Annotated in this window: 19 protein-coding genes, 2 tRNA genes and 3 rRNA genes; 11 read left to right on the forward strand and 13 right to left on the reverse strand. The window is 38.6% G+C overall.

Going from position 1 to position 22,688, the window contains the following annotated elements; genetic code table 11:
- Positions 1-79: 79 nt before the first annotated feature.
- The 3 genes from M0D58_RS06795 (at position 80) to M0D58_RS06805 (ending at position 3,106) form a co-directional block, all read left to right on the forward strand.
- Positions 80-751: a response regulator transcription factor gene (locus M0D58_RS06795; RefSeq protein ID WP_248394502.1), complete on the forward strand. Its 672-nt coding sequence runs from the start codon at positions 80-82 to the stop codon at positions 749-751.
- A 140-nt stretch (positions 752-891) separates the two neighbouring features.
- Complete coding sequence (locus M0D58_RS06800; RefSeq protein WP_027388329.1) at positions 892-1,182, forward strand: HU family DNA-binding protein; 291 nt, start codon at positions 892-894, stop codon at positions 1,180-1,182.
- A gap of 364 nt (positions 1,183-1,546) precedes the next feature.
- Positions 1,547-3,106: an Rne/Rng family ribonuclease gene (locus tag M0D58_RS06805; protein WP_248394503.1), complete on the forward strand. Its 1,560-nt coding sequence runs from the start codon at positions 1,547-1,549 to the stop codon at positions 3,104-3,106.
- Between the two features lie 592 nt (positions 3,107-3,698).
- Here the strand turns inward: M0D58_RS06805 and rrf are convergent.
- The 5 genes from rrf to M0D58_RS06830 form a co-directional block, all read right to left on the reverse strand.
- A 5S ribosomal RNA gene (gene rrf / locus M0D58_RS06810) occupies positions 3,699-3,806 on the reverse strand.
- A 197-nt stretch (positions 3,807-4,003) separates the two neighbouring features.
- A 23S ribosomal RNA gene (locus tag M0D58_RS06815) occupies positions 4,004-6,760 on the reverse strand.
- Between the two features lie 158 nt (positions 6,761-6,918).
- Positions 6,919-6,992: transfer RNA gene (locus M0D58_RS06820), tRNA-Ala, on the reverse strand.
- 80 nt (positions 6,993-7,072) lie between these two features.
- Positions 7,073-7,146 (reverse strand) — tRNA-Ile (locus M0D58_RS06825).
- A 300-nt stretch (positions 7,147-7,446) separates the two neighbouring features.
- Positions 7,447-8,963 (reverse strand): 16S ribosomal RNA (locus M0D58_RS06830).
- Together the 16S, 23S and 5S rRNA genes with 2 tRNA genes alongside form the textbook arrangement of a ribosomal RNA operon.
- 1,047 nt (positions 8,964-10,010) lie before the next feature.
- On the opposite strand from M0D58_RS06830, the gene M0D58_RS06835 reads away from it, so the two are divergent.
- The 4 genes from M0D58_RS06835 to M0D58_RS06850 are packed head-to-tail and all read left to right on the forward strand — an operon-like array spanning position 10,011 to position 13,265.
- Complete coding sequence (locus M0D58_RS06835) at positions 10,011-10,637, forward strand: NUDIX hydrolase (protein ID WP_248394504.1); 627 nt, start codon at positions 10,011-10,013, stop codon at positions 10,635-10,637.
- Positions 10,638-10,664: 27 nt separating this feature from the next.
- Positions 10,665-11,465, forward strand: a complete 801-nt coding sequence (locus M0D58_RS06840) for a lysophospholipid acyltransferase family protein (RefSeq protein WP_248394505.1) — start codon at positions 10,665-10,667, stop codon at positions 11,463-11,465.
- Positions 11,466-11,483: 18 nt separating this feature from the next.
- Positions 11,484-11,921: a hypothetical protein gene (locus M0D58_RS06845; protein ID WP_248394506.1), complete on the forward strand. Its 438-nt coding sequence runs from the start codon at positions 11,484-11,486 to the stop codon at positions 11,919-11,921.
- A gap of 6 nt (positions 11,922-11,927) precedes the next feature.
- A complete protein-coding gene (locus tag M0D58_RS06850) occupies positions 11,928-13,265 on the forward strand; it encodes a UDP-N-acetylmuramate--L-alanine ligase (protein ID WP_248394507.1) in 1,338 nt (445 codons plus the stop codon).
- A 52-nt stretch (positions 13,266-13,317) separates the two neighbouring features.
- Here M0D58_RS06850 and M0D58_RS06855 read toward each other — a convergent pair whose 3' ends face one another.
- The 4 genes from M0D58_RS06855 to M0D58_RS06870 form a co-directional block, all read right to left on the reverse strand.
- Positions 13,318-13,764, reverse strand: a complete 447-nt coding sequence (locus tag M0D58_RS06855; protein WP_248394508.1) for a lipocalin-like domain-containing protein — start codon at positions 13,762-13,764, stop codon at positions 13,318-13,320.
- Between the two features lie 91 nt (positions 13,765-13,855).
- Positions 13,856-14,134, reverse strand: a complete 279-nt coding sequence (locus M0D58_RS06860; protein ID WP_248394510.1) for a RebB family R body protein — start codon at positions 14,132-14,134, stop codon at positions 13,856-13,858.
- A 100-nt stretch (positions 14,135-14,234) separates the two neighbouring features.
- On the reverse strand, positions 14,235-15,110 hold the full coding sequence (locus M0D58_RS06865; RefSeq protein WP_248394512.1) for an aldo/keto reductase: 876 nt from the start codon (positions 15,108-15,110) through the stop codon (positions 14,235-14,237).
- Between the two features lie 34 nt (positions 15,111-15,144).
- Entirely contained in the window at positions 15,145-16,050 is a 906-nt protein-coding gene (locus M0D58_RS06870; protein WP_248394514.1) for a LysR family transcriptional regulator, read from the reverse strand.
- Between the two features lie 222 nt (positions 16,051-16,272).
- On the opposite strand from M0D58_RS06870, the gene M0D58_RS06875 reads away from it, so the two are divergent.
- From M0D58_RS06875 to M0D58_RS06885, 3 genes are all read left to right on the forward strand, one after another.
- Positions 16,273-16,887 carry an NAD(P)H-dependent oxidoreductase gene (locus tag M0D58_RS06875; protein WP_248394517.1) on the forward strand — a complete coding sequence of 205 codons (615 nt, stop codon included), beginning with the start codon at positions 16,273-16,275 and terminating at the stop codon, positions 16,885-16,887.
- Positions 16,887-17,174, forward strand: coding sequence for a putative quinol monooxygenase (locus M0D58_RS06880; RefSeq protein ID WP_248394519.1), 288 nt, complete (start codon positions 16,887-16,889; stop codon positions 17,172-17,174). Before M0D58_RS06875 ends, M0D58_RS06880 begins: the two co-directional genes overlap by 1 nt.
- A gap of 75 nt (positions 17,175-17,249) precedes the next feature.
- Positions 17,250-17,756: a PPC domain-containing DNA-binding protein gene (locus tag M0D58_RS06885; protein WP_248394521.1), complete on the forward strand. Its 507-nt coding sequence runs from the start codon at positions 17,250-17,252 to the stop codon at positions 17,754-17,756.
- Between the two features lie 50 nt (positions 17,757-17,806).
- Here M0D58_RS06885 and M0D58_RS06890 read toward each other — a convergent pair whose 3' ends face one another.
- Both M0D58_RS06890 and M0D58_RS06895 read right to left on the reverse strand, forming a co-directional pair.
- Entirely contained in the window at positions 17,807-18,250 is a 444-nt protein-coding gene (locus M0D58_RS06890; protein ID WP_248394522.1) for a carboxymuconolactone decarboxylase family protein, read from the reverse strand.
- 65 nt (positions 18,251-18,315) lie between these two features.
- Complete coding sequence (locus M0D58_RS06895; RefSeq protein ID WP_248394523.1) at positions 18,316-18,888, reverse strand: Crp/Fnr family transcriptional regulator; 573 nt, start codon at positions 18,886-18,888, stop codon at positions 18,316-18,318.
- Between the two features lie 65 nt (positions 18,889-18,953).
- Here M0D58_RS06895 and M0D58_RS06900 point away from each other — a divergent pair, with 65 nt between their 5' ends.
- Complete coding sequence (locus M0D58_RS06900) at positions 18,954-19,319, forward strand: DUF1304 domain-containing protein (RefSeq protein ID WP_248394524.1); 366 nt, start codon at positions 18,954-18,956, stop codon at positions 19,317-19,319.
- A 501-nt stretch (positions 19,320-19,820) separates the two neighbouring features.
- Here the strand turns inward: M0D58_RS06900 and M0D58_RS06905 are convergent.
- Together M0D58_RS06905 and M0D58_RS06910 are read right to left on the reverse strand one after the other, a co-directional pair.
- On the reverse strand, positions 19,821-20,288 hold the full coding sequence (locus tag M0D58_RS06905) for a thioredoxin domain-containing protein (RefSeq protein ID WP_248394525.1): 468 nt from the start codon (positions 20,286-20,288) through the stop codon (positions 19,821-19,823).
- A gap of 266 nt (positions 20,289-20,554) precedes the next feature.
- The gene (locus tag M0D58_RS06910; RefSeq protein WP_248394526.1) at positions 20,555-22,624 is read right to left on the reverse strand and encodes a TonB-dependent receptor plug domain-containing protein; all 2,070 of its coding nucleotides are present in this window, start codon (positions 22,622-22,624) and stop codon (positions 20,555-20,557) included.
- Positions 22,625-22,688 lie beyond the last annotated feature (64 nt).

The following is a 22,688-nucleotide window of genomic DNA, read 5'->3' on the forward strand; positions in this document are numbered from 1 at the left end:
TAAGTTTAATTTTAACTTTCAGCTAATTTTCATAATTTAGTGATCTGATTATATCATCATTCACCAAATCGATATTAACGTGAGCAAATTATTGACCAAAACTGTGCGGTTTTCCATAGCAGACAGTGATTTTTATTTTAAAAAGATCCTGATTAAAATGCTTGCCGAAAATCCGTTCTATATACTTCTTAATGACTGCAACAATGGCCATGAATTGATCAGCAGGAATTACAGAAGGCAGGAAGACGTATTTATTGTAGAGCTTTTTATGCCGGTATTAAGCGGTCTTGAAGCGATAAAATACATCCGTAAAAGCAATACAGAAACACCTATCATCACTTATTCCGGAACGTACCAGGAAGATATGGCCGAGATTCTTTCTAAAATTCCTAATGTATATTACTGTCAGAAAAAAAGCAATGTCATTAAAGATATTATCAAAGGGAAAATAGCAGGCGACACCTTTGATTACGAAATATATAGCCAACAATGGGAACAGCAGCCGTTGGCCGTAATGGAATATATGGAACGACAGAAAAAAAGTCAGGAAGAACTCTCACCAACGGAAATCCAGCTTATGAAATTCTGCTATGAAGGCTTCAGTAATAAAGAAATTGCTGAAAAGCTGAACCTCAGTACCAGAACAATTGATACTTACATCAACCGCCTTACAGAAAAACTGGGACTGAAGACAAAACTTCACCTTATCCGCTTCTGTGTGGAGAACGGATACTATAATTCCAGTATGTAATGGTGATTTATGAGTGTATTCATAATAAGTAAACAGTCAGTTTTCAATCGCTTACCGAAAAATATTTTGCCACTAATTTGCTAATATTCAATTTTTTTAACTAAATTTGCACACCTAAAATTTAAAATTAAAATAAGGAAATGACAAAGGCAGAATTGGTAAACACCATCTCAAATAAGTTGGGAACCGAAAAGAATGAAACACAGAAAGTTGTAGAAGCTTTTATGCAAGAAATCAGAACTTCTATGTATAATGGAGATAATGTTTATTTGAGAGGTTTTGGATCTTTTATCATTAAAACAAGAGCAGCTAAAACGGGAAGAAACATCTCCAAGAATACTGCGATTGAAATCCCTGCACATAACATTCCTGCTTTCAAGCCATCAAAATCTTTTGTGGAGAAAGTAAAAACGAAAGTTACCGTAAAATAAAGAATTAACTGAATATTAACTAGTTACTAAAAAATTATAATTATGCCAAGCGGAAAGAAAAGAAAAAGACACAAGGTTGCAACTCACAAAAGAAAAAAGAGAAGAAGAGCAAACAGACATAAGAAAAAATAATCTCATTTCCTGAGATTTAAAATATATAATATAGTTGGTGATTTTAAATTTTTAAAGGTTCACCGACTATATTTTGTTTTTGCAACTATTAAGATGCCGATAAAACAGGAATAGATATTTTATTAAAAAAAATAACGATCATTCAATACTAATTCTTAATTTAAGGATAAATTTATATGATGAAATATACACCTGTTTTCTACCTTCTTAACAATTTTTATTTTACAATAAAATGAAGAAAGAACTAATCGTTTCGCATGAAGATGATCTAACGAAGATTGCACTGCTGGAAGACGGAAGACTATGTGAACTTCATGAGCAAGAGGACAAAAGTGACTTTATAGTTGGAGATTTGTTTATCGGGAAAGTAAAAAAGCTGGCTCCCAACCTGAACGCTGCCTTTGTAAATATCGGCTATGAAAAGGATGCTTTTCTTCATTACCAGGATTTGGGCCCGCAATATCTTACTTACAGAAAATTTCTAAGGGATACCGTTTCCAAAAAACAAAGCACATCGAGCTTAAAAAATTTCGAGATACAACCCGAAATAGATAAAAACGGAACCGTAGACAAAGTCATAGCCAAAGATGACGTTGTTTTGCTTCAGATTACCAAAGAGCCCATTTCTACAAAGGGACCGAGAATATCCACCCAGATTTCGCTTACAGGCCGCTTTCTGGTACTTATTCCTTTCGATAATAAAGTATCTATTTCAAAAAAAGTTAAAAGCTCTGAAGAAAAAGAAAGGCTGAGAACCCTTATCGAAAGTATTAAACCTGAAGGATTTGGGGTAATCATCAGAACCGTTGCCGAAGGGAAAAAAGTTGCTGATCTGCATAATGATATGAATCAGCTGATCCAGAAATGGGAAACTGCTTTTAAAAATATCCAGAAAAACAAAGTTCCGTCAAGAGTCCTGAGCGAAGATGATAAAGCTTCAGCAATATTAAGAGACAATTTTAACCAGGATTTTGTAAGCATCACCTGTGATGACGAACAAATGGTGGGTGAAATGAAAAACTATCTCGAAGTTATAGCTCCTGAAAGAAAAAACATTGTCCATTTCTATGATTCTCATATTCCTCTTCTGGAATATTACAACGTTGAAAAACAGCTCAAGCAAAGTTTTGGAAAACACGTTAACATTCCAAGCTCAAAAGGTGCCTATCTGGTCATAGAACACACAGAAGCCCTTCATGTGGTTGATGTAAACTCCGGAAACAACATTACCACCGGAACAGCCGTCAACAAAGAACATGCGCTGAAAGTCAACAAAATGGCTGCCACCGAAATTGCACGGCAGCTCCGTCTTCGTGATATGGGAGGAATCATCGTAATCGATTTCATCGACATGACAAACCCTGAACACAGAAGAGATCTTTATGAACATCTCAAGGAAGAAATGAAGCGTGATAAAGCACGACACAAAATACTTCCACCAAGCAAATTCGGACTGATCCAGATTACCCGACAAAGAAACCGTCCGGAAAAACAGATCGAGACCAAAGAAGAAAACCCCAATAAAGACGGAGAAATCGTTGCTCCGATCGTTATTGTTGAACGAATGGGCGAAACCCTCAGAACCATAATGCAAAAGGAAAAAGGCAAGCTCTATCTGCATGTACACCCTTTCGTTGAAGCATATCTTACCAAAGGCTTTAACAGCATTCAAATGAAATGGTTTATGAAATACAAAAAGTGGGTAATCGTCGTTCCAAGAGACTCTTTTAAATATTTAGAATACAGGATTTACAATTCAAAAAAAGAAGAATTGATAGGATATTCTAATTAACAAAACTACATTCTCCGGCCTTATGCCGGAGTTTTTTATTGCATTAAGGTATCATATTATAAGTCCATAAAAACTTCAAAATATAAGCCTCTAATACATAAATAAACACTTTCTAATGATCAGGCGTACATTGACGGTAAAACAAAATATTTTCAGGAGCTATCTCTCGCTCTCCGCTCTTACTCCTCGCACCTTAGCTTTCCGGGCTTAAAGCCCTTCCTTCCATCCCGCTGTGGGGTAGCCGCTGCTATCGAGGCTAGGGCAGTTGCCTATCTTTATATGAGTAATGAGTAATGAGTAATGAGTAATGAGCAATGAGCAATTGGTAATGAATAATTGGTAATGAGTAATAAAAGTATGGATAAAATTCATGATTGGTATTTTAAGTACGGCTTAAGCTTGATACCTGAATCTTAACTTAAACCTTAACAAGTCCTAAACTTTAAACTTTAAATTCTAAACGCTGAACATTAAACCCTGAACATCCACATCTTACATCTCACTTCTTACATCTTACTGTCCACTTCTCACTCTGTCTCTTAGGATAAAAAACAAAAAAACCTCACACATTGCTGTATGAGGTTTGTAAAAAAACTGGCGGCGACCTACTCTCCCGCTTTCGCAGTACCATCGGCGCTGGTGGGCTTAACTTCTGTGTTCGGAATGGGAACAGGTGAGCCCCACCGCTAAAACCACCCTAAAGGTTGTATATAGGTGTAAGGTTTTTTTTCTTTAATGTTCAAAGTTTTTAACCTTGAATCTTAAACATTGAACCTTGAACCGTTTTTATCGGTAAATTTCATCACAAAGGCAAAACCAGTATTGCACTTATAAATACTTAAGCTAAGTTATGATAAGCATGATTGCTCATTACCTATTACTCATTACTTATGAATAGGCTATAAATCTACGGGTAATTAGTACTACTCGGCTATGCTGTTACCAACTTTACACCTGTAGCCTATCAACGTGGTCATCTCCCACGACCCTTAAAAGATGTCTCATCTTGAGGCGAGTTTCACACTTATATGCTTTCAGTGTTTATCTCTTCCAAACATAGCTACTCAGCGGTGCACCTGGCGGTACAACTGATACACCAGAGGTTTGTTCAATTCGGTCCTCTCGTACTAGAATCAAGCCCTCTCAAACATCTAACGCCCGCAATAGATAGAGACCGAACTGTCTCACGACGTTCTGAACCCAGCTCGCGTGCCACTTTAATGGGCGAACAGCCCAACCCTTGGGACCTTCTCCAGCCCCAGGATGTGACGAGCCGACATCGAGGTGCCGAACCTCCCCGTCGATGTGAGCTCTTGGGGAGACTAGCCTGTTATCCCCGGAGTACCTTTTATCCTATGAGCGATGGCCCTTCCATACGGAACCACCGGATCACTATGTCCTGCTTTCGCACCTGATCGACTTGTTGGTCTCACAGTCAAGCACCCTTATGCCATTACACTCTACGCACGGTTACCAAGCGTGCTGAGGGTACCTTTGAAAGCCTCCGTTACTCTTTTGGAGGCGACCACCCCAGTCAAACTACCCACCACGCAATGTCCTTCTTTAAAGAAGTTAGGCTCCAAGTAAGTAAAGGGTGGTATTTCAACGTTGGCTCCACAAACACTAGCGTGCCTGCTTCAAAGCCTCCCACCTATCCTACACATTACTTACTCAAAGTCAATACGAAGTTATAGTAAAGGTTCACAGGGTCTTTTCGTCCCATTGCGGGTAATCGGCATCTTCACCGATACTACAATTTCACCGAGCTCGTGGCTGAGACAGTGCCCAGATCGTTACACCATTCGTGCAGGTCGGAACTTACCCGACAAGGAATTTCGCTACCTTAGGACCGTTATAGTTACGGCCGCCGTTTACTGGGGCTTCAGTCAAACGCTTCGCTTACGCTAACGCCCTTCCTTAACCTTCCAGCACCGGGCAGGTGTCAGACCCTATACAGCATCTTTCGATTTAGCAGAGTCCTGTGTTTTTGATAAACAGTCGCCTGGGCCTCTTCACTGCGGCCACCATTGCTGATGGCGTCTCTTCTTCCGAAGTTACGAGACTATTTTGCCTAGTTCCTTAGCCACGACTCACTCGAGCACCTTAGGATTCTCTCCTCGACCACCTGTGTCGGTTTTGGTACGGGTTGCTTCACTTCGGCTTTTCTTGGATCCGATTACACTACAGCAGCTTCGCCCGAAGGCTAGGCCTTGACACTTCCGTCCGTCTTTAGTAGCTACATCGAACCGTCCCCTTTTTAGTGTGAGCAAGTATGGGAATATTAACCCATTGTCCATCCACTACCCCTTTCGGGTTCGCGTTAGGTCCCGACTAACCCTCAGCTGATTAGCATGGCTGAGGAAACCTTAGTCTTTCGGTGAGGGGGTTTCTCGCCCCTTTATCGTTACTTATGCCTACATTTTCTTTTCTGTCCGCTCCACAATACCTCACGATACTGCTTCGGCGCAAACAGAATGCTCTCCTACCAGATATAATAAATTATAAATCCATAGCTTCGGTAATATGTTTATGCCCGATTATTATCCATGCCGGACCGCTCGACTAGTGAGCTGTTACGCACTCTTTAAATGAATGGCTGCTTCCAAGCCAACATCCTAGCTGTCAATGCAGTCCAACCGCGTTGCTTCAACTTAACATATATTTGGGGACCTTAGCTGTTGGTCTGGGTTCTTTCCCTCTCGGACATGGACCTTAGCACCCATGCCCTCACTGCCGTAGAACATTTATTAGCATTCGGAGTTTGTCAGGAATTGGTAGGCGATGAAACCCCCGCATCCAATCAGTAGCTCTACCTCTAATAAACTTATATACGACGCTGCACCTAAATGCATTTCGGAGAGTACGAGCTATCTCCCAGTTTGATTGGCCTTTCACCCCTACCCACAGGTCATCCGAAGACTTTTCAACGTCAACCGGTTCGGTCCTCCACTTTGTGTTACCAAAGCTTCAACCTGCCCATGGGTAGATCACAAGGTTTCGCGTCTAATCCTACTAACTATGCGCCCTATTCAGACTCGCTTTCGCTCCGGCTCCGGACCTTAAGTCCTTAACCTCGCTAGTAAAATTAACTCGTAGGCTCATTATGCAAAAGGCACGCCGTCACAGAATTAATCTGCTCCGACCGCTTGTAGGCGTACGGTTTCAGGTTCTATTTCACCCTTCTATTCGAAGTGCTTTTCACCTTTCCTTCACAGTACTTGTTCACTATCGGTCTTTCAGGAGTATTTAGCCTTGGAGGATGGTCCCCCCATATTCAGACAGGATTTCACGTGTCCCGCCCTACTCATTTATCATCTTAATATACCTTTCGAATACCGGGCTATCACCGTCTATGGCCGCACTTTCCAGTACGTTCTTCTAAATATATAAAGACTTTTGGGCTAATCCGCTTTCGCTCGCCACTACTTACGGAATCTCTTCGATTTCTTTTCCTCCGGGTACTTAGATGTTTCAGTTCTCCGGGTTTGCTCTCTAATAAATTAGAGTAATACATCTTCAATGTATTGGGTTGCCCCATTCGGACATCTCGGGATCAATTCGTGTGTGCCAATCCCCGAGCTTTTCGCAGCTTACCACGTCCTTCTTCGCCTCTGAAAGCCTAGGCATCCGCCATACGCCCTTAACGATTTCTTTCCTATTTTTAGGTTACTCAAGCACTTATAAGTGCTCGGTTTTCTCTTTGTGATGTCTTTACCGTTAATGTCAATGATCTTAATGTCTTCTTTTCCGACTGATGAACAGATGTTGTTTTTGGCTCCATCCGTAACTTTTAAATCAATCTTCCAAAACTGTGGAGAATAAGGGAGTCGAACCCTTGACCTCCTGCGTGCAAGGCAGGCGCTCTAGCCAGCTGAGCTAATTCCCCCTCTAGGTGTTCCGGGTTTTATGTTTTTTGTTCCGAGTTTTAACTCTAAAACTAAACTCTAAACCTTAAACTTTAATTAGTAGTCTCGGGCAGGCTCGAACTGCCGACCTCTACATTATCAGTGTAGCGCTCTAACCAGCTGAGCTACGAGACTCTGTTATGAGTAATAAGTGATCAGTAATAAGTAATATTTTCATACTGCATTACCTTCATTCATTTCTCAATCTCTTTCCCGTTACTAATTTCTAGTGGGTTTTATTTTTAATATATTTATAAGTAATAAGTAATCGGTAATGAGTAATTTTTATCTTCCTTGATTTTACACTTGGATCTTTTTACTTTTAACTTTTTACCTTCCTTATAAATCAACCAATAAAAAAACTAAAGCTTTACTTTGAAGTAAGTACATGTACCTTACGGTACTAATTTTGTTTATCGTCTTTAAGACGCTCTAAAATGAGATGTTCCAGCCGCACCTTCCGGTACGGCTACCTTGTTACGACTTAGCCCTAGTTACCTGTTTTACCCTAGGCAGCTCCTTTTACGGTCACCGACTTCAGGTACCCCAGACTTCCATGGCTTGACGGGCGGTGTGTACAAGGCCCGGGAACGTATTCACCGCGCCATGGCTGATGCGCGATTACTAGCGATTCCAGCTTCATAGAGTCGAGTTGCAGACTCCAATCCGAACTGAGACCGGCTTTCGAGATTTGCATCACATCGCTGTGTAGCTGCCCTCTGTACCGGCCATTGTATTACGTGTGTGGCCCAAGGCGTAAGGGCCGTGATGATTTGACGTCATCCCCACCTTCCTCTCTACTTGCGTAGGCAGTCTTACTAGAGTCCTCAACTTAATGGTAGCAACTAGTAACAGGGGTTGCGCTCGTTGCAGGACTTAACCTAACACCTCACGGCACGAGCTGACGACAACCATGCAGCACCTTGAAAATTGCCCGAAGGAAGGTCTATTTCTAAACCGATCAATTCCCATTTAAGCCTTGGTAAGGTTCCTCGCGTATCATCGAATTAAACCACATAATCCACCGCTTGTGCGGGCCCCCGTCAATTCCTTTGAGTTTCAAACTTGCGTTCGTACTCCCCAGGTGGCTAACTTATCACTTTCGCTTAGTCTCTGAATCCGAAAACCCAAAAACGAGTTAGCATCGTTTACAGCGTGGACTACCAGGGTATCTAATCCTGTTCGCTCCCCACGCTTTCGTCCATCAGCGTCAGTTAAGACATAGTGACCTGCCTTCGCAATTGGTGTTCTAAGTAATATCTATGCATTTCACCGCTACACTACTTATTCCAGCCACTTCTACCTTACTCAAGACCTGCAGTATCAATGGCAGTTTCACAGTTAAGCTGTGAGATTTCACCACTGACTTACAGATCCGCCTACGGACCCTTTAAACCCAATAAATCCGGATAACGCTTGCACCCTCCGTATTACCGCGGCTGCTGGCACGGAGTTAGCCGGTGCTTATTCGTACAGTACCTTCAGCTATTTACACGTAAATAGGTTTATCCCTGTACAAAAGAAGTTTACAACCCATAGGGCCGTCGTCCTTCACGCGGGATGGCTGGATCAGGCGCTAACCCATTGTCCAATATTCCTCACTGCTGCCTCCCGTAGGAGTCTGGTCCGTGTCTCAGTACCAGTGTGGGGGATCACCCTCTCAGGCCCCCTAAAGATCATCGACTTGGTGAGCCGTTACCTCACCAACTATCTAATCTTGCGCGTGCCCATCTTTATCCACCTCAGTTTTCAATATAAAGTGATGCCACTCTATATATTATGGGGTATTAATCTTCCTTTCGAAAGGCTATCCCCCTGATAAAGGCAGGTTGCACACGTGTTCCGCACCCGTACGCCGCTCTCAAGTCTCCGAAGATACTCTACCGCTCAGCTTGCATGTGTTAGGCCTCCCGCTAGCGTTCATCCTGAGCCAGGATCAAACTCTCCATTGTATGTTTGTCTTGACTCACTCAAAGTTTTTTAACGCTTTAGTTTTTCCTTACTTGGTTGTTATATTGTATGTCAATGATCTTCATTTCTTTCACTTCCTACAAAACTACTTCTTTTGTCAGTTTTCGTTTCGTATTTGCGAGTGCAAAAGTAAAAAATATTTCTGAATTGACCAAATGTTTTTGAAGAAAATTTTAAAGTTTTTTTAGTAACCTTAAGCCCTCTTAAACAATCCCTCAACTCAACTCCTGCTCCCCGTTTTACCGGACTGCAAAGATACAAATCTTTTTTATTCCTACAAGATTTTTTTTAATTAAATTTTGTAAAAGTTTTTTTTTCATATCCCCTTTTCAGAGCTTCTATTTTTTAAACCCCGAAAGGCATCTCCTGCGCTACCTACTTCCTTCCGTTTTCAGTGGGGCAAAGATAGAGACTTATCTTAATACAATCCTAATTATTAAAGCATAAAGTTTAACATTCTGTTCATAGTAAACCTTAAACCACTGAGTCTTAATCAGAATAATTTTAAACTTATGTTTGGTTTCTGAGGTTTAGAGTATGAGCGTTGGAGAGTATCAGGCGTTGAAGCACCCGTTTAAGGCTTTGTGTTTATTATATTATATGAATTTATCGAAGGGCTGAGTCCGGCTCTGTTATATATCGCCCCTTCAGGGCTCGGAAAAAATCAGGTTTGCGGTCTTGGTAAACGCAACAGCTGAGGATAAGGAACGAATATTTTGAAATAAAAGGATTTCCAGTATTACCACGTCAACCATCCTAGCCCGGATAGTAGCGGATACCCCACAGCAAGCTTCGGAAAGCTCAGGACCAAGCAAGAGAAGTAAAGGCGCGAGGAGTAGCAGCGGATAGCCGGATCAAGCTCCTGAAAATGAGAGTTGGTGAGTCTGAGAGTGAAATTGAAACATGAATGTATTTTGTTATACAATACTATTATATATAAGTACCATATTATTTATGATATTTATGTCGATCATTATTAAAAATGTTGTACCGCTTCCTTTCTTCAAAATATATTATTAAATTTGGATATGAGTTTTGGAAAAGATTTATTAAGGAAAATCAAAATCACAGAATTGCCTGGAGAGAATGCACACGGAGTCTTCTCGCCACCCTACCGCCCGGTTTTCACCTATGAAGAAGTTTTAACGAAAAACCCCAGGTTTGCTGCCGTAAATATCATTTTGTATCTTAAAAATGATGAATGGCATTTTCCCCTGATTCAAAGAACCGTAAATGAGCACGACAGGCACAGCGGACAAATTTCCTTACCTGGCGGTAAACGTGAGGAAATGGACAGGGATTTTGCCGAGACCGCTATTCGTGAAACATCAGAGGAAATAGGCATCGAAAAACATTATGTACGGATCATCCGCGAAATGTCACCCATCTATATTCCGCCAAGTAATTTTTATGTGTATCCTTATATATCATACACGAAGAAAAATCCTGAATTTATCTTACAGCAGAGCGAGGCAGTGGAGGTCATAGAATTTCCGATTACCTGCTTTCTGGGTCTCCCTGATGAACCGGAAATCATGGCTCTTCCTACAGCAGGAGGAAGTGAAGTGCCCGTGATTAATTTCAACGGGTATATCATTTGGGGCGCAACAGCGATGATATTAAGCGAATTCAGCCAGTTGCTGAAAAAAATGTAACTTTGCACCACTGTGTATAATTGAAAGATGGCGAAGAAAAATATTTTCACCGATGCGTTCGGAACTCCTTATTTTTTAAAAAGGTTAATTATTTTCATATTAGGAATCATATCGTACAGAAGATTCAACGGATTTAATAAGCTTAAAATTACGGGGACCGAAAATCTTGTGGATTTACCGGATTCTAATGTTTTGTTTGTGTCTAACCATCAGACGTATTTTGCGGATGTTGCAGCCATGTACCATGCATTCTGCTCTGTAAACAACGGTTACCTGAATACCATAAAAAATCCGATTTATCTTCTGAATCCTAAAATTGACTTCTATTATGTTGCTGCTGAAGAAACCATGAATAAAGGGATTCTTCCGAAAATATTTAAAATCGCCGGTGCGGTAACAGTAAAAAGAACCTGGAGGGCTGAAGGAAAGAATGTAAACCGAATGGTTGACATGAGCGAAGTGGATAATATTATGAAAGCCCTTGATAACGGTTGGGTTGCCACTTTTCCTCAGGGAACGACTTCTGCTTTCGCACAAGGAAGAAGAGGAACGGCAAAGCTGGTAAAAAATCAGCGCCCGATTGTTATTCCTATCAAAATAAACGGTTTCCGCAGGGCTTTTGATAAAAAAGGACTTCGTGTAAAGGTAACAGGTGTAAAACCTACCATGGAATTTAAGCCGCCATTGGATATTGATTACGACAAAGAAAACGCCCATGAAATTTTACATAAAATCATGACCGCCATTGAGCAGACAGAAGATTTCAATTTGCTGCACAATTATGATGAAGAATTAAAAGCTAAAAAATCTGAACAAAAAGATTCATAACATTAAAGTAAGAACATTATGAAAAGGATATTGGGAATCTTATTCGCAATCTTGGTATTGGTTTCATGCAACAGTCAGAAAATGTATTCGGATTTCGACATCAGCTATTCCAAAAGCGGAGGCTTTGCGCCGATTTACGAAAATCTTCTGATTAAAGGAAATAATGCCTTCTATTCTTTTGAAGGGCAGGGTAAAAAAATAAAACAGAATTTTAAAATTTCCAACGAAGATTTATACAGGCTGGAAAAAACGCTTTCACAAAACAATTTCAGACGAATAGAAGAAGATCATAAAAAGATTTATGATTTTATATCAACTTCTATTAACATAAAAAAAGGTCCTAATTCCGGCAGCAAGACAGACGCCAGTGCAATAATGCCGAATTATACAACCAACTGGACCAACATCACCCGTGTTTTCCAGGAGATTATTAATGCTAATGTTAAAAAACAGTAACAAATTTTGAAGACTCATTTCATCGCTATCGGCGGAAGTGCCATGCACAATCTTGCTATTGCATTAAAGGATAAAGGATATCAGATTACAGGTTCTGATGACGCTATTTTTGAACCTTCCCGTACAAGACTTGAAAAAAGAGGCATTCTGCCCGAAGAATTGGGCTGGTTTCCTGAAAAAATAACGTCTGACCTGGATGCAGTTATTCTCGGCATGCATGCTCATCAGGATAATCCTGAACTTGCAAAAGCCAAAGAATTAGGGTTAAAAATATATTCTTATCCCGAATTTCTTTATGAGCAGTCAAAAAACAAAACAAGAGTTGTCATTGCAGGCTCTCACGGAAAAACAACCATCACCTCGATGATTCTTCATGTTCTGAATTTCCATCAGAAAGATGTAGATTATATGGTAGGAGCTCAGTTGGAAGGATTCGATTGTATGGTGAAATTAACCCGTGAAAATGATTTCATGGTATTTGAAGGCGACGAATACCTCTCCTCACCCATCGATCTGCGTTCTAAATTTCTTCTCTATCAGCCGAATATTGCCTTAATGAGCGGAATTGCCTGGGATCATATTAATGTATTCAAAACTTTTGATGATTATGTAGATCAGTTCCGGAAATTTGTGGCAAGCATTACACCGGGTGGAATTCTTGTATATAACGAAGAGGATCCTGAAGTGGTAAAAGTGGTGGAAAATGCAGAAAATTATTTCAGAAAAATCCCTTACAAAACACCTGAATACGAAATCAGCAATGGAAAAGTTCATCTGAAAACAGAAATGGGAGATGTTCCGCTTTCTGTTTTCGGAGCACATAATTTATTAAACCTTGAGGGAGCAAGACATATCTGCCATACATTGGGCATTATGGATGAAGATTTTTATGAGGCGATTATGAGTTTCAAAGGGGCTTCAAAACGTCTTGAGAAAGTAGAAAGGGAAGATCAAGGAATATTGTACAAAGATTTTGCTCACGCGCCAAGCAAAGTAAAAGCGGCGGTAAAAGCATTCTGCGAGCAATTTAAAAATGAAACAAAATACGGTTTTCTGGAGCTTCATACCTATTCGAGTTTGAATCCTGTTTTCCTGGAACAGTACGATCATGCAATGGATGGTCTTGAGGAAGCTTTCGTTTTCTATTCTGAAGATGCTTTGAAAATCAAAAGAATGGAACCTATTTCCCCGGATCTGATCAAAGAAAAATTCAAAAATCAAAACCTGAGAGTTTTCACCAATGCTGAAGAACTTCACGCATATTGGGAAACTCTGGATAAGACCCATGGTGTATATCTGATGATGAGTTCCGGAAATTTCGGGGGTCTTGATCTTACAAAATAAATATATTGAATATAAAATAAGAACTCCTTTCAGACCGAAAGGAGTTCTTATTTTAATTGATTCTTTTATAGAAACGTCTTAGTACATCTTTGGTACCGTCGCCGTCAAAATCCTGGGTCCGGTCTTCAACAACCATATCGGTTTCATTAAGCTGCGTCACGAAATATGGATAATTTTCCTCATTTTCAAACCAGAATTTACCATTTCCTTTATCGAACGTATACTTCTTTGTTCCAGCATCCGTTTTTATACAGGTATTATTGTTCTGAGCATAAATAATCGAAAGAAGATGATCAGAAGTAAACTCATAATTACTTTTTTTCTCACAATCTGTGGAGAAAGAAGTTTGGATCTGCTGATTTAAAGACCTGTATATTTCAGCTTTTTCAATATACCATTCTCCGATAATTGAAGCTTTATTGCCGGGTTCCTGATCTTCATCATTCCCATTGCAGGAAATGAATGATAACAGGACAAACGATAAAATTATTCTTTTCATGATTATACTTTAAGTCAGCAAAAATACAATGAATTTAAGCTTATTTAATGCGATCCGGTGAGATTCTCAGCCTTATTCATCGTTTCTGAACTTAACGATTAGTGCCACTGTTATTTAATATTTTTGCAATAGCAATTGCATCTGAAATAGTATCAAGACTATAAATCTGCATAACCCCCTGGTTACCGGCAGCCTGTGCCAATATATTCTGTTGATTCTGAGCGTTAACTGCATTTTGAAACATTAGTCCGGTAGAATGCGCAGCTGTCTGATAAACATTTCCCAGTGCCATCGCAGGAGATTCTCCCACAACTTTTACATTTGCCTGTGTCACAGAATCTGTAATTTGTTCGTTTACTTTTGTATCCATAATTTTAGTTTTTTAGTGTATTGTAAAGTTAAATGATATTTTTAACAAAAAAAAGAAGCAATAAACATTTATTACTTCTTTATATTAATTGATATATTGCTTAAATATCTGCAATTGCATTCAGCATTTTTTCCTCCCAATCCGGATCTTTCGGATCAAAGAATAGTCTTTTTCCGGTATCTAAAGTACGGACAGTATTCATTTCATCTTCTGTTAATTCAAAATCAAAAACATTAAAATTTTCTTCGATTCTTGAAGGCGTAACCGATTTCGGAATTACACAGAACCCTTCCTGAAGATGCCATCTCAAAATAACCTGTGCTACGGTTTTTTTATATTTTTCACCAATAGCTTTCAACTTGTCGTTTTCGAGCAATCCTGCGTTTCCGTTCCCAAGTGGGCTCCAAGGCTGCGTAATAATATTATTCTGCTTATTATAGGCCTGAAGTTCCTTCTGTTGGAAAATCGGGTGCAGCTCAATCTGATTGATTACCGGAAGGATTTTGGCATTCGCTTTTAATTCTTCTAATTTCTCCACTGTAAAATTGCACACACCTATAGCTTTGATCTTTCCTTCATCATACAATTCTTCCATTGCTTTCCATGCTCCCAGGAAATCTGCGTACGGCCAGTGGATCAAATACATATCAAGATAATCCAGTTGCAGCCTGTCCAACGTTCTCTGGAAAGCGCTTTTAGCCTTCTCATACGAAGTATCCTGAACCCATAGTTTTGACGTAATAAATAGCTGCTCACGATCTACTCCACTGTTTTTAATAGCATCTCCAACAGCCGTTTCATTTTGATAAATAGCAGCAGTATCAATCATTCTGTATCCTGTTTGGATGGCTTTGATAACTGCATTTTCACACTCTTTCAGATCTTCCATCTGCCATACTCCGAAACCTAAAGCCGGAATATCCACTCCGTTATTTAAGGTAATTACAGGCTGCCCTGCATATGTTTTCTTTTCCATAATTGTTAATTATCTATTTATGATTTATTATATACTAATTTTCCTTTTCCATCACTTTTCTGAACAATCCTTTAATATGAGCAATCTCATTCTGATAATTTGTCTTCTTACGACAGCCGAAATACAGTGTGTTTTTCAGCGGTTTTTTCCCTTCCCAGATTAACTGTATCTCGCCATCTTCAATTTCCTTTTTACAGAGGAAATCCGGAACTACGGCTAATCCGGATCCGCCTTTCAGGCAGCGTACAATAGAATTAAGATTCGGAACGATGTAATTGGGACGGAAATTTGGCTTATGACCAAAATTAAGAATCCAGAACTGAAAAAGATGCTCCATATCTCCGGCCGTTCCATACCATTTCTCATTTTTCAGCCATTCTTCCGCATGTTCTGTTCCCTCATTATTTAAAATATATTCAAACTCCCGGATGTCAACATCCTTTCCACCAACAAGAATGATCTGTTCTGAGGAAAATGCTTCGTGTTCGATATTCGGAGAAACACCTTTTTTCGGAGTAATAATCAAATCTAAAATTCCTTTGTCCAACTGATCGAGCATTTCCCGGTATTCCCCGAAACTGATGATAAGATTGAACGGCAAACTGGAAACATACTGCTCCAAAGTAGTCTGGAAAGTCTCAAAACACATGCCGACACTAATGGTAGGCGTAAGCTTTTCTGTAGATTTCTGAAAGTTTTTTTCTACTTCCTCAAGTTTCGACAACGGTTCAGCAACAGCATTAAATAATACTTTTCCTCTTTCCGTAGGAATCATTCTCCTTCCGGTCCTGTCAAAGAGTTTATAGCCCACATATGCTTCCAACGAACTGAGATGCAGACTTACTCCGGGTTGAGAAATAAATAAAGTATCCGCAGCTTCCGTGAGTGTTCCTGTTTTATAGATTGCTTTAAAAGTTCTGTACCATTCTAAATTAACCATAGGTATTACTTTTATGATGCAAAGTTATTCAAATAATTACCATTATGATATTTCAATAATCAATGAACATGATAAATCGTGTCTATACCTAACTTAAAACACTCATTTTCAATTATTTATTTTAATTATTATTTAAATGATATTTAGCTATAATTTTTATTATTTTATTTATAGTAAAACTCATAATACCTTTGTACCGTAAAATTTAACAATCATAAGACAATGAAAAAAGTACTAATTATTAACGGAGGACAGAATTTCGGACATTCCGGAGGAAAATATAATCAGACCATTGCAGAAAATACCCTGGAAGTACTGAAAAATTTTGATAATGTGGAAGTTAAGATTACAAATATCAGTAAAGGTTACGACAAAAATGAAGAAGTTGAGAAATTTGTATGGGCAGACTACATTATTTACCATACCCCGATCTGGTGGTTTCAGCTTCCGAACGGATTTAAAAAATATATTGATGAAGTTTTCACAGCCGGACACGCCAAAGGAATTTATATGAATGACGGAAGAACTTCTGAAAATCCGAAAATCAATTACGGAACCGGAGGAATGCTGGGTGGAAGAAAATACATGGTAACCACAAGCTGGAACGCCCCTGAAACAGCTTTTACCCTTCCTGGAGAATTTTTCAACGAAACAAGTGTAGATAACGGGCCGTTATTTGGTTTCCATAGAATGAATGCTTTCGTATCATTAGAAAAAATGGAGAGCTTCCATTTTCATGATGTAGAGAAAAATGCAGATGTGGCGCGCGATATGAAACTTTACAGGGAACATCTTACCTCAGTTTTTAATAAAGAATTAAAACCACAATTAGCATAATGAAAATATATTTAACCGCTATTATTAAAGCAAAAGAAGAATACAGAGCAGAAGTTCTGGAAGTTCTTCAGAATATGGTGAAAGAAACAGTGCAAGAAGAAGCCAACGAGCTTTACACACTTCATCAGAGTATCGAGGACAAAAACCATTTTATCTTCTATGAAGTCTGGAAAAGTGCAGAAGGCCTGGAAAAGCATAATCAGCAACCTTATATTAAGGCATTTGGAAATTTAGTTGATGAAAAGCTTCTGGAAAAGCCGCAGATCTATAAGTCACAAATTATTTAGTTAAAGAATAGTATGGCAATGTGATATTATTCTGTTTGGTGTAAAAGTTTCATGGTATTATTAAATTATCTGATTATGAATACACTTAAAAATTTAATTCTTTTAGTAACAATCATAACAATGAACACCATTTTTGCGCAACAAAAAGATCCGTGCAGATATATTAAAACACCGTCCGGTTACCTGATGGTACTCAGACAGGGCGACGATGTACTTGCCCATATTGAAAACCTCGCAAAAGCCGAAAATACTCCCTCGGCCAGCTTTACGGGTATCGGATTTGCTGCTGAAGTTACTTTCGGGTTCTATGATTTCAAAGCCAAAAAATTTAACCCTAAAACATTTAAAAAAGTGGAAATGGGAAGCCTGACTGGTTCTATCGCATGGAATGAAAAAGATCCGTCTATTCATCTACATGGAATTGCTACTGACGAGAAATTCAATGCATTTGGAGGACACATTCTGTCACTTCATGTAGGAACAGGATCAATGGAAATTTACATCACTGTTAATGATAAAAAACTGGAACGAAAAGTCGAGCAGCCTTTGAATGCCAATGTCCTGCAGCTTAACTGTCCATAATTAAAAAGAGCTTTCCTTCATTGAAAAGCTCTTTTTTTATTAAATAAGGATTATTTCCCGATCGGCATATGGGTTGAAATTGCAATTCTGTTCCACATATTAATTACAATAGCCGCCATGATGATATCAGCAAGCTGACTTTCGTCAAAAATAGTTTTTGCTTTTTGATAGGTTTCTTCCGAAAGCCCTTTCTTATTGATCAGCGTAACTTCTTCCGTAATCTGTAAAATGATCTGCTCTTCTTCTGTGAATAATTCTTTTGCATCCCTCCATGCATTCAGCAGGAAAATCCTTTGTGGTGTTTCACCATACTTTATGGCATCTTTGGTGTGCATATTCAGGCAAAATGCACAGCCATTAATCTGTGAAGCTCTGATTTTGATTAATTCTTTCTGAATAGGTGTTAAAAAACTGTTCTGAAGAGATTCTTCCATTCCTATTCCTGCTTTGTAAGCAGCCGGGTGAACTGTTGTCCAGTTGAATCTTACGCTCATAATATTTTGTTTTAAATCTCTGAGACAAAGTTCCGATTTAGAAATGCTAAAAATCTTAAACCAGTTTAAGAACGTAATTTGGCTCTGATTTCACTTAAATATTCCGGAGTGAAGCCAAGAAAAGAAGCAATTAAGTACTGTGGAATTCTCTGTATAAACCACGGATACTGGGTACTGAAATGCACATACAACTCTTCCCTGGAAAATTCATAAAGATACCGTATCCTCCTTTCTGCCGCGGCATAAGCCCTTTGATAAATCATCCTGAAATAACGTTCCATCACCGGATGTTTTGTCAGCAGCGCTTCCTGGGATTGGAAATCGATCTTCAGGATTACTGATTTTTCAACTGCCTGAATACTGAAATCGGATTTTATCTGTCTCTCGTATGCAAAGGTATCAGTGATCCACCAGTTTTCTATGGCAAATTCTGTCGTTTGTTCAATTCCTTTTTCGTTAATAAAAAACTTTCTCAAACAGCCTTTAACAACAAAAAACATAGACCGGCAGATTTCTCCTTCAGACATCAGATCCTGCTTTTTCTTTACCTCCAAAACCTGAAAGTAAGAAATCACGGAAGAAAATTCTTCATCATCAATCCCGATAAATTTATCCAGATGTTGTTTAAAAGTTTCCATTCTTTAAATTATATAATCAAACTTAACTTTATTTTTTTAGTTTTACAATCACAAAACACGTTATCATGGAAATTGTAGCCAAAATCTTAATTGCAGCGGTAGCTCTTGAACATCTTTATATTCTCTGGATGGAAATGTTCGCCTGGGAAACCAAAGGTAAAGAAGTGTTCAAATCCGCCTTACCTCCGGAAATGTTTAAACCTACCAAAGGATTAGCAGCCAACCAGGGACTGTACAATGGTTTTCTTGCAGCAGGATTACTCTGGACTTTCCTTATCAAAGATCCCGAATGGCAGACTAATATTGCTCTATTTTTCCTGGGATGTGTTGCGATAGCCGGAATTTACGGAGCTGTTTCAGCCACCAAAAAGATCTTTTTTGTTCAGGCATTACCGGCGATTCTGGCGATTGTTGCTGTACTTTTAAAATAATTGAGGAGCTTTTTCCTGCTTTCGCTACTCGCTTTTTCATTTTTCGGCGGCGGCTTCGCCGCCGCGCCGAAACAAAAAAATGAGCTCAGACAAAGCTTCAATCGGGGCTAAGTTTGTTAACTGCATCATACCCGCTTCAAATATCCACTAAATTTGTCATCCTGAAAGGATCCAAATATAGCATACTATAAATTTAGCAATCAATTTTGGAAGATAAATCTTAAAATCTGCGGGAGCTATTTTTGTTGTGCAAGGACCTTGATTTTACCATACAAAACCACAGTGTTTAAATATATTGTTAGATCCTTTCAGGATGACAACCATGAAATAATAATTTAAATGAAAAAATCTGCGAAACCCGGGAGATCTGCCGGAATTATATTAACATAATAGTCTCCAAACATCTTTTTACTCTTAAAAATATTGTTTAGATCCTTTCAGGATGACAGCTATGAGATAAGATTAAACCAAATCCGAGTGATCAGCGAAATCTGCGGGAATTTAGAAATCCAAAATCTCATCAAGCTTTTTCTTCATCTTTTCAGGGGTAAATAATCCCTCATGGTATTCAGCCAAATTTCCATTGACATCCAAAATAATCCACAGCGGATAAACAGGCTGACTTTTATTTTTAGATAATGCCAAAACTAACTCATGGATTCCGGAATTTCCATTGGATACATAATTAAATTCTTCTCCCTGAAAACGAATGGGCTCTTTCATTTTTTCCGCCTCAAAATTGATGAAATGAAAATTTTCATTGATTAATTTTACCAGATCTTTATCTTTATTCAATTCAAAAAATTCAATCTTACAAACCTGGCACCAACTTGTATATATATGAATAATAACGGGTTTGGAATTTTCTTTCTGCGGAACTTCCAAATCCGAAAAAGTGCCTGTTTTTATCTGTGAAAGACAAAAAGAAGGCACTAGCATTAAAAATAAAAATATTGTTAAACTTTTCATTACATTATTTTTTCTACCGCAAAAGAGACAAAAGATTTGAACCTTTTTTTAGATTTTTAAAATAATTCTTTTGCTTCTTTTGCGGTTAATCTTATTTTAAACTTGAAACATCCAATTTCCTTTCTCATTAAATGAAACAAAGAATTAATTTAATTAAGTGACCGGTCCAAGCTTCGCGTAGCAAATTTATTTGCCTTTGCCTTCTAAAAAATGATCAGTTTTAATATAATCTTTGCGTCAAAACTTTTAATATTCAATTATAATTGTTATTTCAAAATATATTTAATTCCCAAAAAGCCTCTTATTTTCTGCATCGGAGCATATCCGTATGTGGTATCAAAAGTATAACGATTAGGATTGGTTACGGGATCATCCACATACCTGTCGAAAGGGTCAAACGGTCTCATCAAAGGATCTTTCGGGGTAAAATTAAACAGATTCTTGACTCCGCAATACACTTCAAATCCGGATTTAAAAGCCCTCGAAACCTGAATATTTGCCAGCGTATAAAACGGTGAATATTCCGGGCGATAGTCATTCGGTAAAACAGGCAACCTCATCGGTCCGTAAAACTGTCCTGTAAAGTCTATAACAAAATTACCTGCAAATTTATACGTTATATTATAGGTGCCACTCCATTTCGGAGCGTGAAGTTGCTGCGATTTCTCTTTCTCATCATCAAATTTCTGGTAAACATCAAGGTATGTAATTCCTAAACCAACACTCAAAGGAAAATTGAAACTGTAATCTACATTCAGTGATGCACCTCTTGAAATTCCGTAGCCATTCAGATTATCATAAATAATCTTTTCAGGATCAGTATCAAAATCTCCTACAATCTTATTGCTGAAATAGGTATAAAAAGCGGAAGCATCGAGATTGATCAGACTTTTTCCTGCGGGAATTTTCCAGATGTAATTCAGGTTTCCGTTAACCGATTTTTCCGGTTTTAAATCAGACTGAATAAACACTTCTCGCGAAGCGGTAAGTGCGGCATGATCTTCAGTAAAAAGATTCACGACACGAAATCCAGTCCCGAAATTAAACCGCAGCGCATGATAAGGATTGGGAGAGAATTTCCACGCAAAACGGGGCGAGTGTACCGCATGATGAACTTTATCATAATCAAACCGATATCCTATCAATATCGTATTTTTATCATTAACCTCCCATTGATCCTGCACAAAAATTCCGAGTATAGGTGATTTCATGGGCACATTCGTAAAACCGTCAGAAGATAAAGTTCCCGGTGTATTGTCGTCATAAAATGTTCTTTTGAAGGTAAATCCTGCAGTAAGATCATGATTTCCGAATTTTTTATCCCAGAAAGTCTGCACAAATAGTACCTTCTGTTTTGCTGTAAAGGGATTATTCCCGTAAAATGAATTCTGATCATGAAAATTATATGAAAATTGAGTGATAATATTTTCTTTTACAGGCCACTGATAGATCCCAAATGCTTCTACCCGGCTGGTGTAAATACTTTCACCGTAAATTACATCACTTCCCCGGTAGCTGCGGTTCCACTGCATTTCTCCCCCGAAGCGGTCTTCATATAAATACCGCAATGCAAAGCTGGCCTGACGGTTTTCCTTACGTACAAAATTCCATTTATTAAAAATTGAAACTCGGTTCTGCAATGCCCCATCCGTAAAGTTGTCTTTATTTTCGTCAAATCTTTTCTCGAAATTAAAATAATTCAGACTTAATAAAGAAGCGATATTCTTACCGAAATTAAATTTTGTGGAAAGATCTACATTATTTTCGCTCCATGTGGTTGTCATAAGATCAACGCTCAATTTCGGTGCAGTCAGCGCATTTTTGGTAATGATATTAATGACACCTCCCATTGCTTCAGAACCATAAATAGAAGAAGCCGGACCTTTTACCACTTCAAGCCTATCCACCAGGCTGTTTGGTATTCCGCTCAGTCCGTACACGGTGGAAAGTGAACTTACGATCGGCATTCCATCAATTAAAATCATGGTATAAGGACCTTCAAGACCGTTAATATGAATATCTCCCGTATTACAGACTGAACAGTTAAGCTGGGGTTTAACACCGTTCACCATAGAAATAGCTTCAAAAATGTTCGGTGTAGGGTTTTTCTGGAAAAACTTCTGGCTGTAAATCTCTACGGCTACCGGACTTTTTGATCTGCTTACCGGCTTTATTGTTCCTGTAATAATGACATCATCAATATTCTGTGTTTTTACGGTTTCAGGTAAAACTTTTATCACATCCTGCTCACCTGAAGATTTCATTTCCAGACTGTCAGTATTTTGGGAAAAGCACCAGATCGGTAAAAAAAACAAAAAATACAGTATTCGTCTCATGAAATTAAAATTGTTAGACAAAACTAACAATTATTTTTCAATTACAAAACTCTTCTCCGAATAT

It is taken from the genome of Chryseobacterium nepalense (genome assembly GCF_023195755.1).
GTDB lineage: Bacteria > Bacteroidota > Bacteroidia > Flavobacteriales > Weeksellaceae > Chryseobacterium > Chryseobacterium nepalense.

What these genes read in the sequence shown, in the direction of transcription:
- M0D58_RS06805 (WP_248394503.1), top strand. Translation starts at nt 1,547, where the DNA reads ATGAAGAAAGAACTAATCGTTTCGCATGAAGATGATCTAACGAAGATT.
- M0D58_RS06835 (WP_248394504.1), top strand. Translation starts at nt 10,011, where the DNA reads ATGAGTTTTGGAAAAGATTTATTAAGGAAAATCAAAATCACAGAATTG.
- M0D58_RS06875 (WP_248394517.1), top strand. Translation starts at nt 16,273, where the DNA reads ATGAAAAAAGTACTAATTATTAACGGAGGACAGAATTTCGGACATTCC.
- M0D58_RS06905 (WP_248394525.1), bottom strand. Translation starts at nt 20,288, where the DNA reads ATGAAAAGTTTAACAATATTTTTATTTTTAATGCTAGTGCCTTCTTTT.
- M0D58_RS06900 (WP_248394524.1), top strand. Translation starts at nt 18,954, where the DNA reads ATGGAAATTGTAGCCAAAATCTTAATTGCAGCGGTAGCTCTTGAACAT.
- M0D58_RS06865 (WP_248394512.1), bottom strand. Translation starts at nt 15,110, where the DNA reads ATGGAAAAGAAAACATATGCAGGGCAGCCTGTAATTACCTTAAATAAC.
- M0D58_RS06840 (WP_248394505.1), top strand. Translation starts at nt 10,665, where the DNA reads ATGGCGAAGAAAAATATTTTCACCGATGCGTTCGGAACTCCTTATTTT.
- M0D58_RS06895 (WP_248394523.1), bottom strand. Translation starts at nt 18,888, where the DNA reads ATGGAAACTTTTAAACAACATCTGGATAAATTTATCGGGATTGATGAT.
- M0D58_RS06880 (WP_248394519.1), top strand. Translation starts at nt 16,887, where the DNA reads ATGAAAATATATTTAACCGCTATTATTAAAGCAAAAGAAGAATACAGA.
- M0D58_RS06845 (WP_248394506.1), top strand. Translation starts at nt 11,484, where the DNA reads ATGAAAAGGATATTGGGAATCTTATTCGCAATCTTGGTATTGGTTTCA.
- M0D58_RS06870 (WP_248394514.1), bottom strand. Translation starts at nt 16,050, where the DNA reads ATGGTTAATTTAGAATGGTACAGAACTTTTAAAGCAATCTATAAAACA.
- M0D58_RS06910 (WP_248394526.1), bottom strand. Translation starts at nt 22,624, where the DNA reads ATGAGACGAATACTGTATTTTTTGTTTTTTTTACCGATCTGGTGCTTT.
- M0D58_RS06890 (WP_248394522.1), bottom strand. Translation starts at nt 18,250, where the DNA reads ATGAGCGTAAGATTCAACTGGACAACAGTTCACCCGGCTGCTTACAAA.
- M0D58_RS06885 (WP_248394521.1), top strand. Translation starts at nt 17,250, where the DNA reads ATGAATACACTTAAAAATTTAATTCTTTTAGTAACAATCATAACAATG.
- M0D58_RS06860 (WP_248394510.1), bottom strand. Translation starts at nt 14,134, where the DNA reads ATGGATACAAAAGTAAACGAACAAATTACAGATTCTGTGACACAGGCA.
- M0D58_RS06800 (WP_027388329.1), top strand. Translation starts at nt 892, where the DNA reads ATGACAAAGGCAGAATTGGTAAACACCATCTCAAATAAGTTGGGAACC.
- M0D58_RS06855 (WP_248394508.1), bottom strand. Translation starts at nt 13,764, where the DNA reads ATGAAAAGAATAATTTTATCGTTTGTCCTGTTATCATTCATTTCCTGC.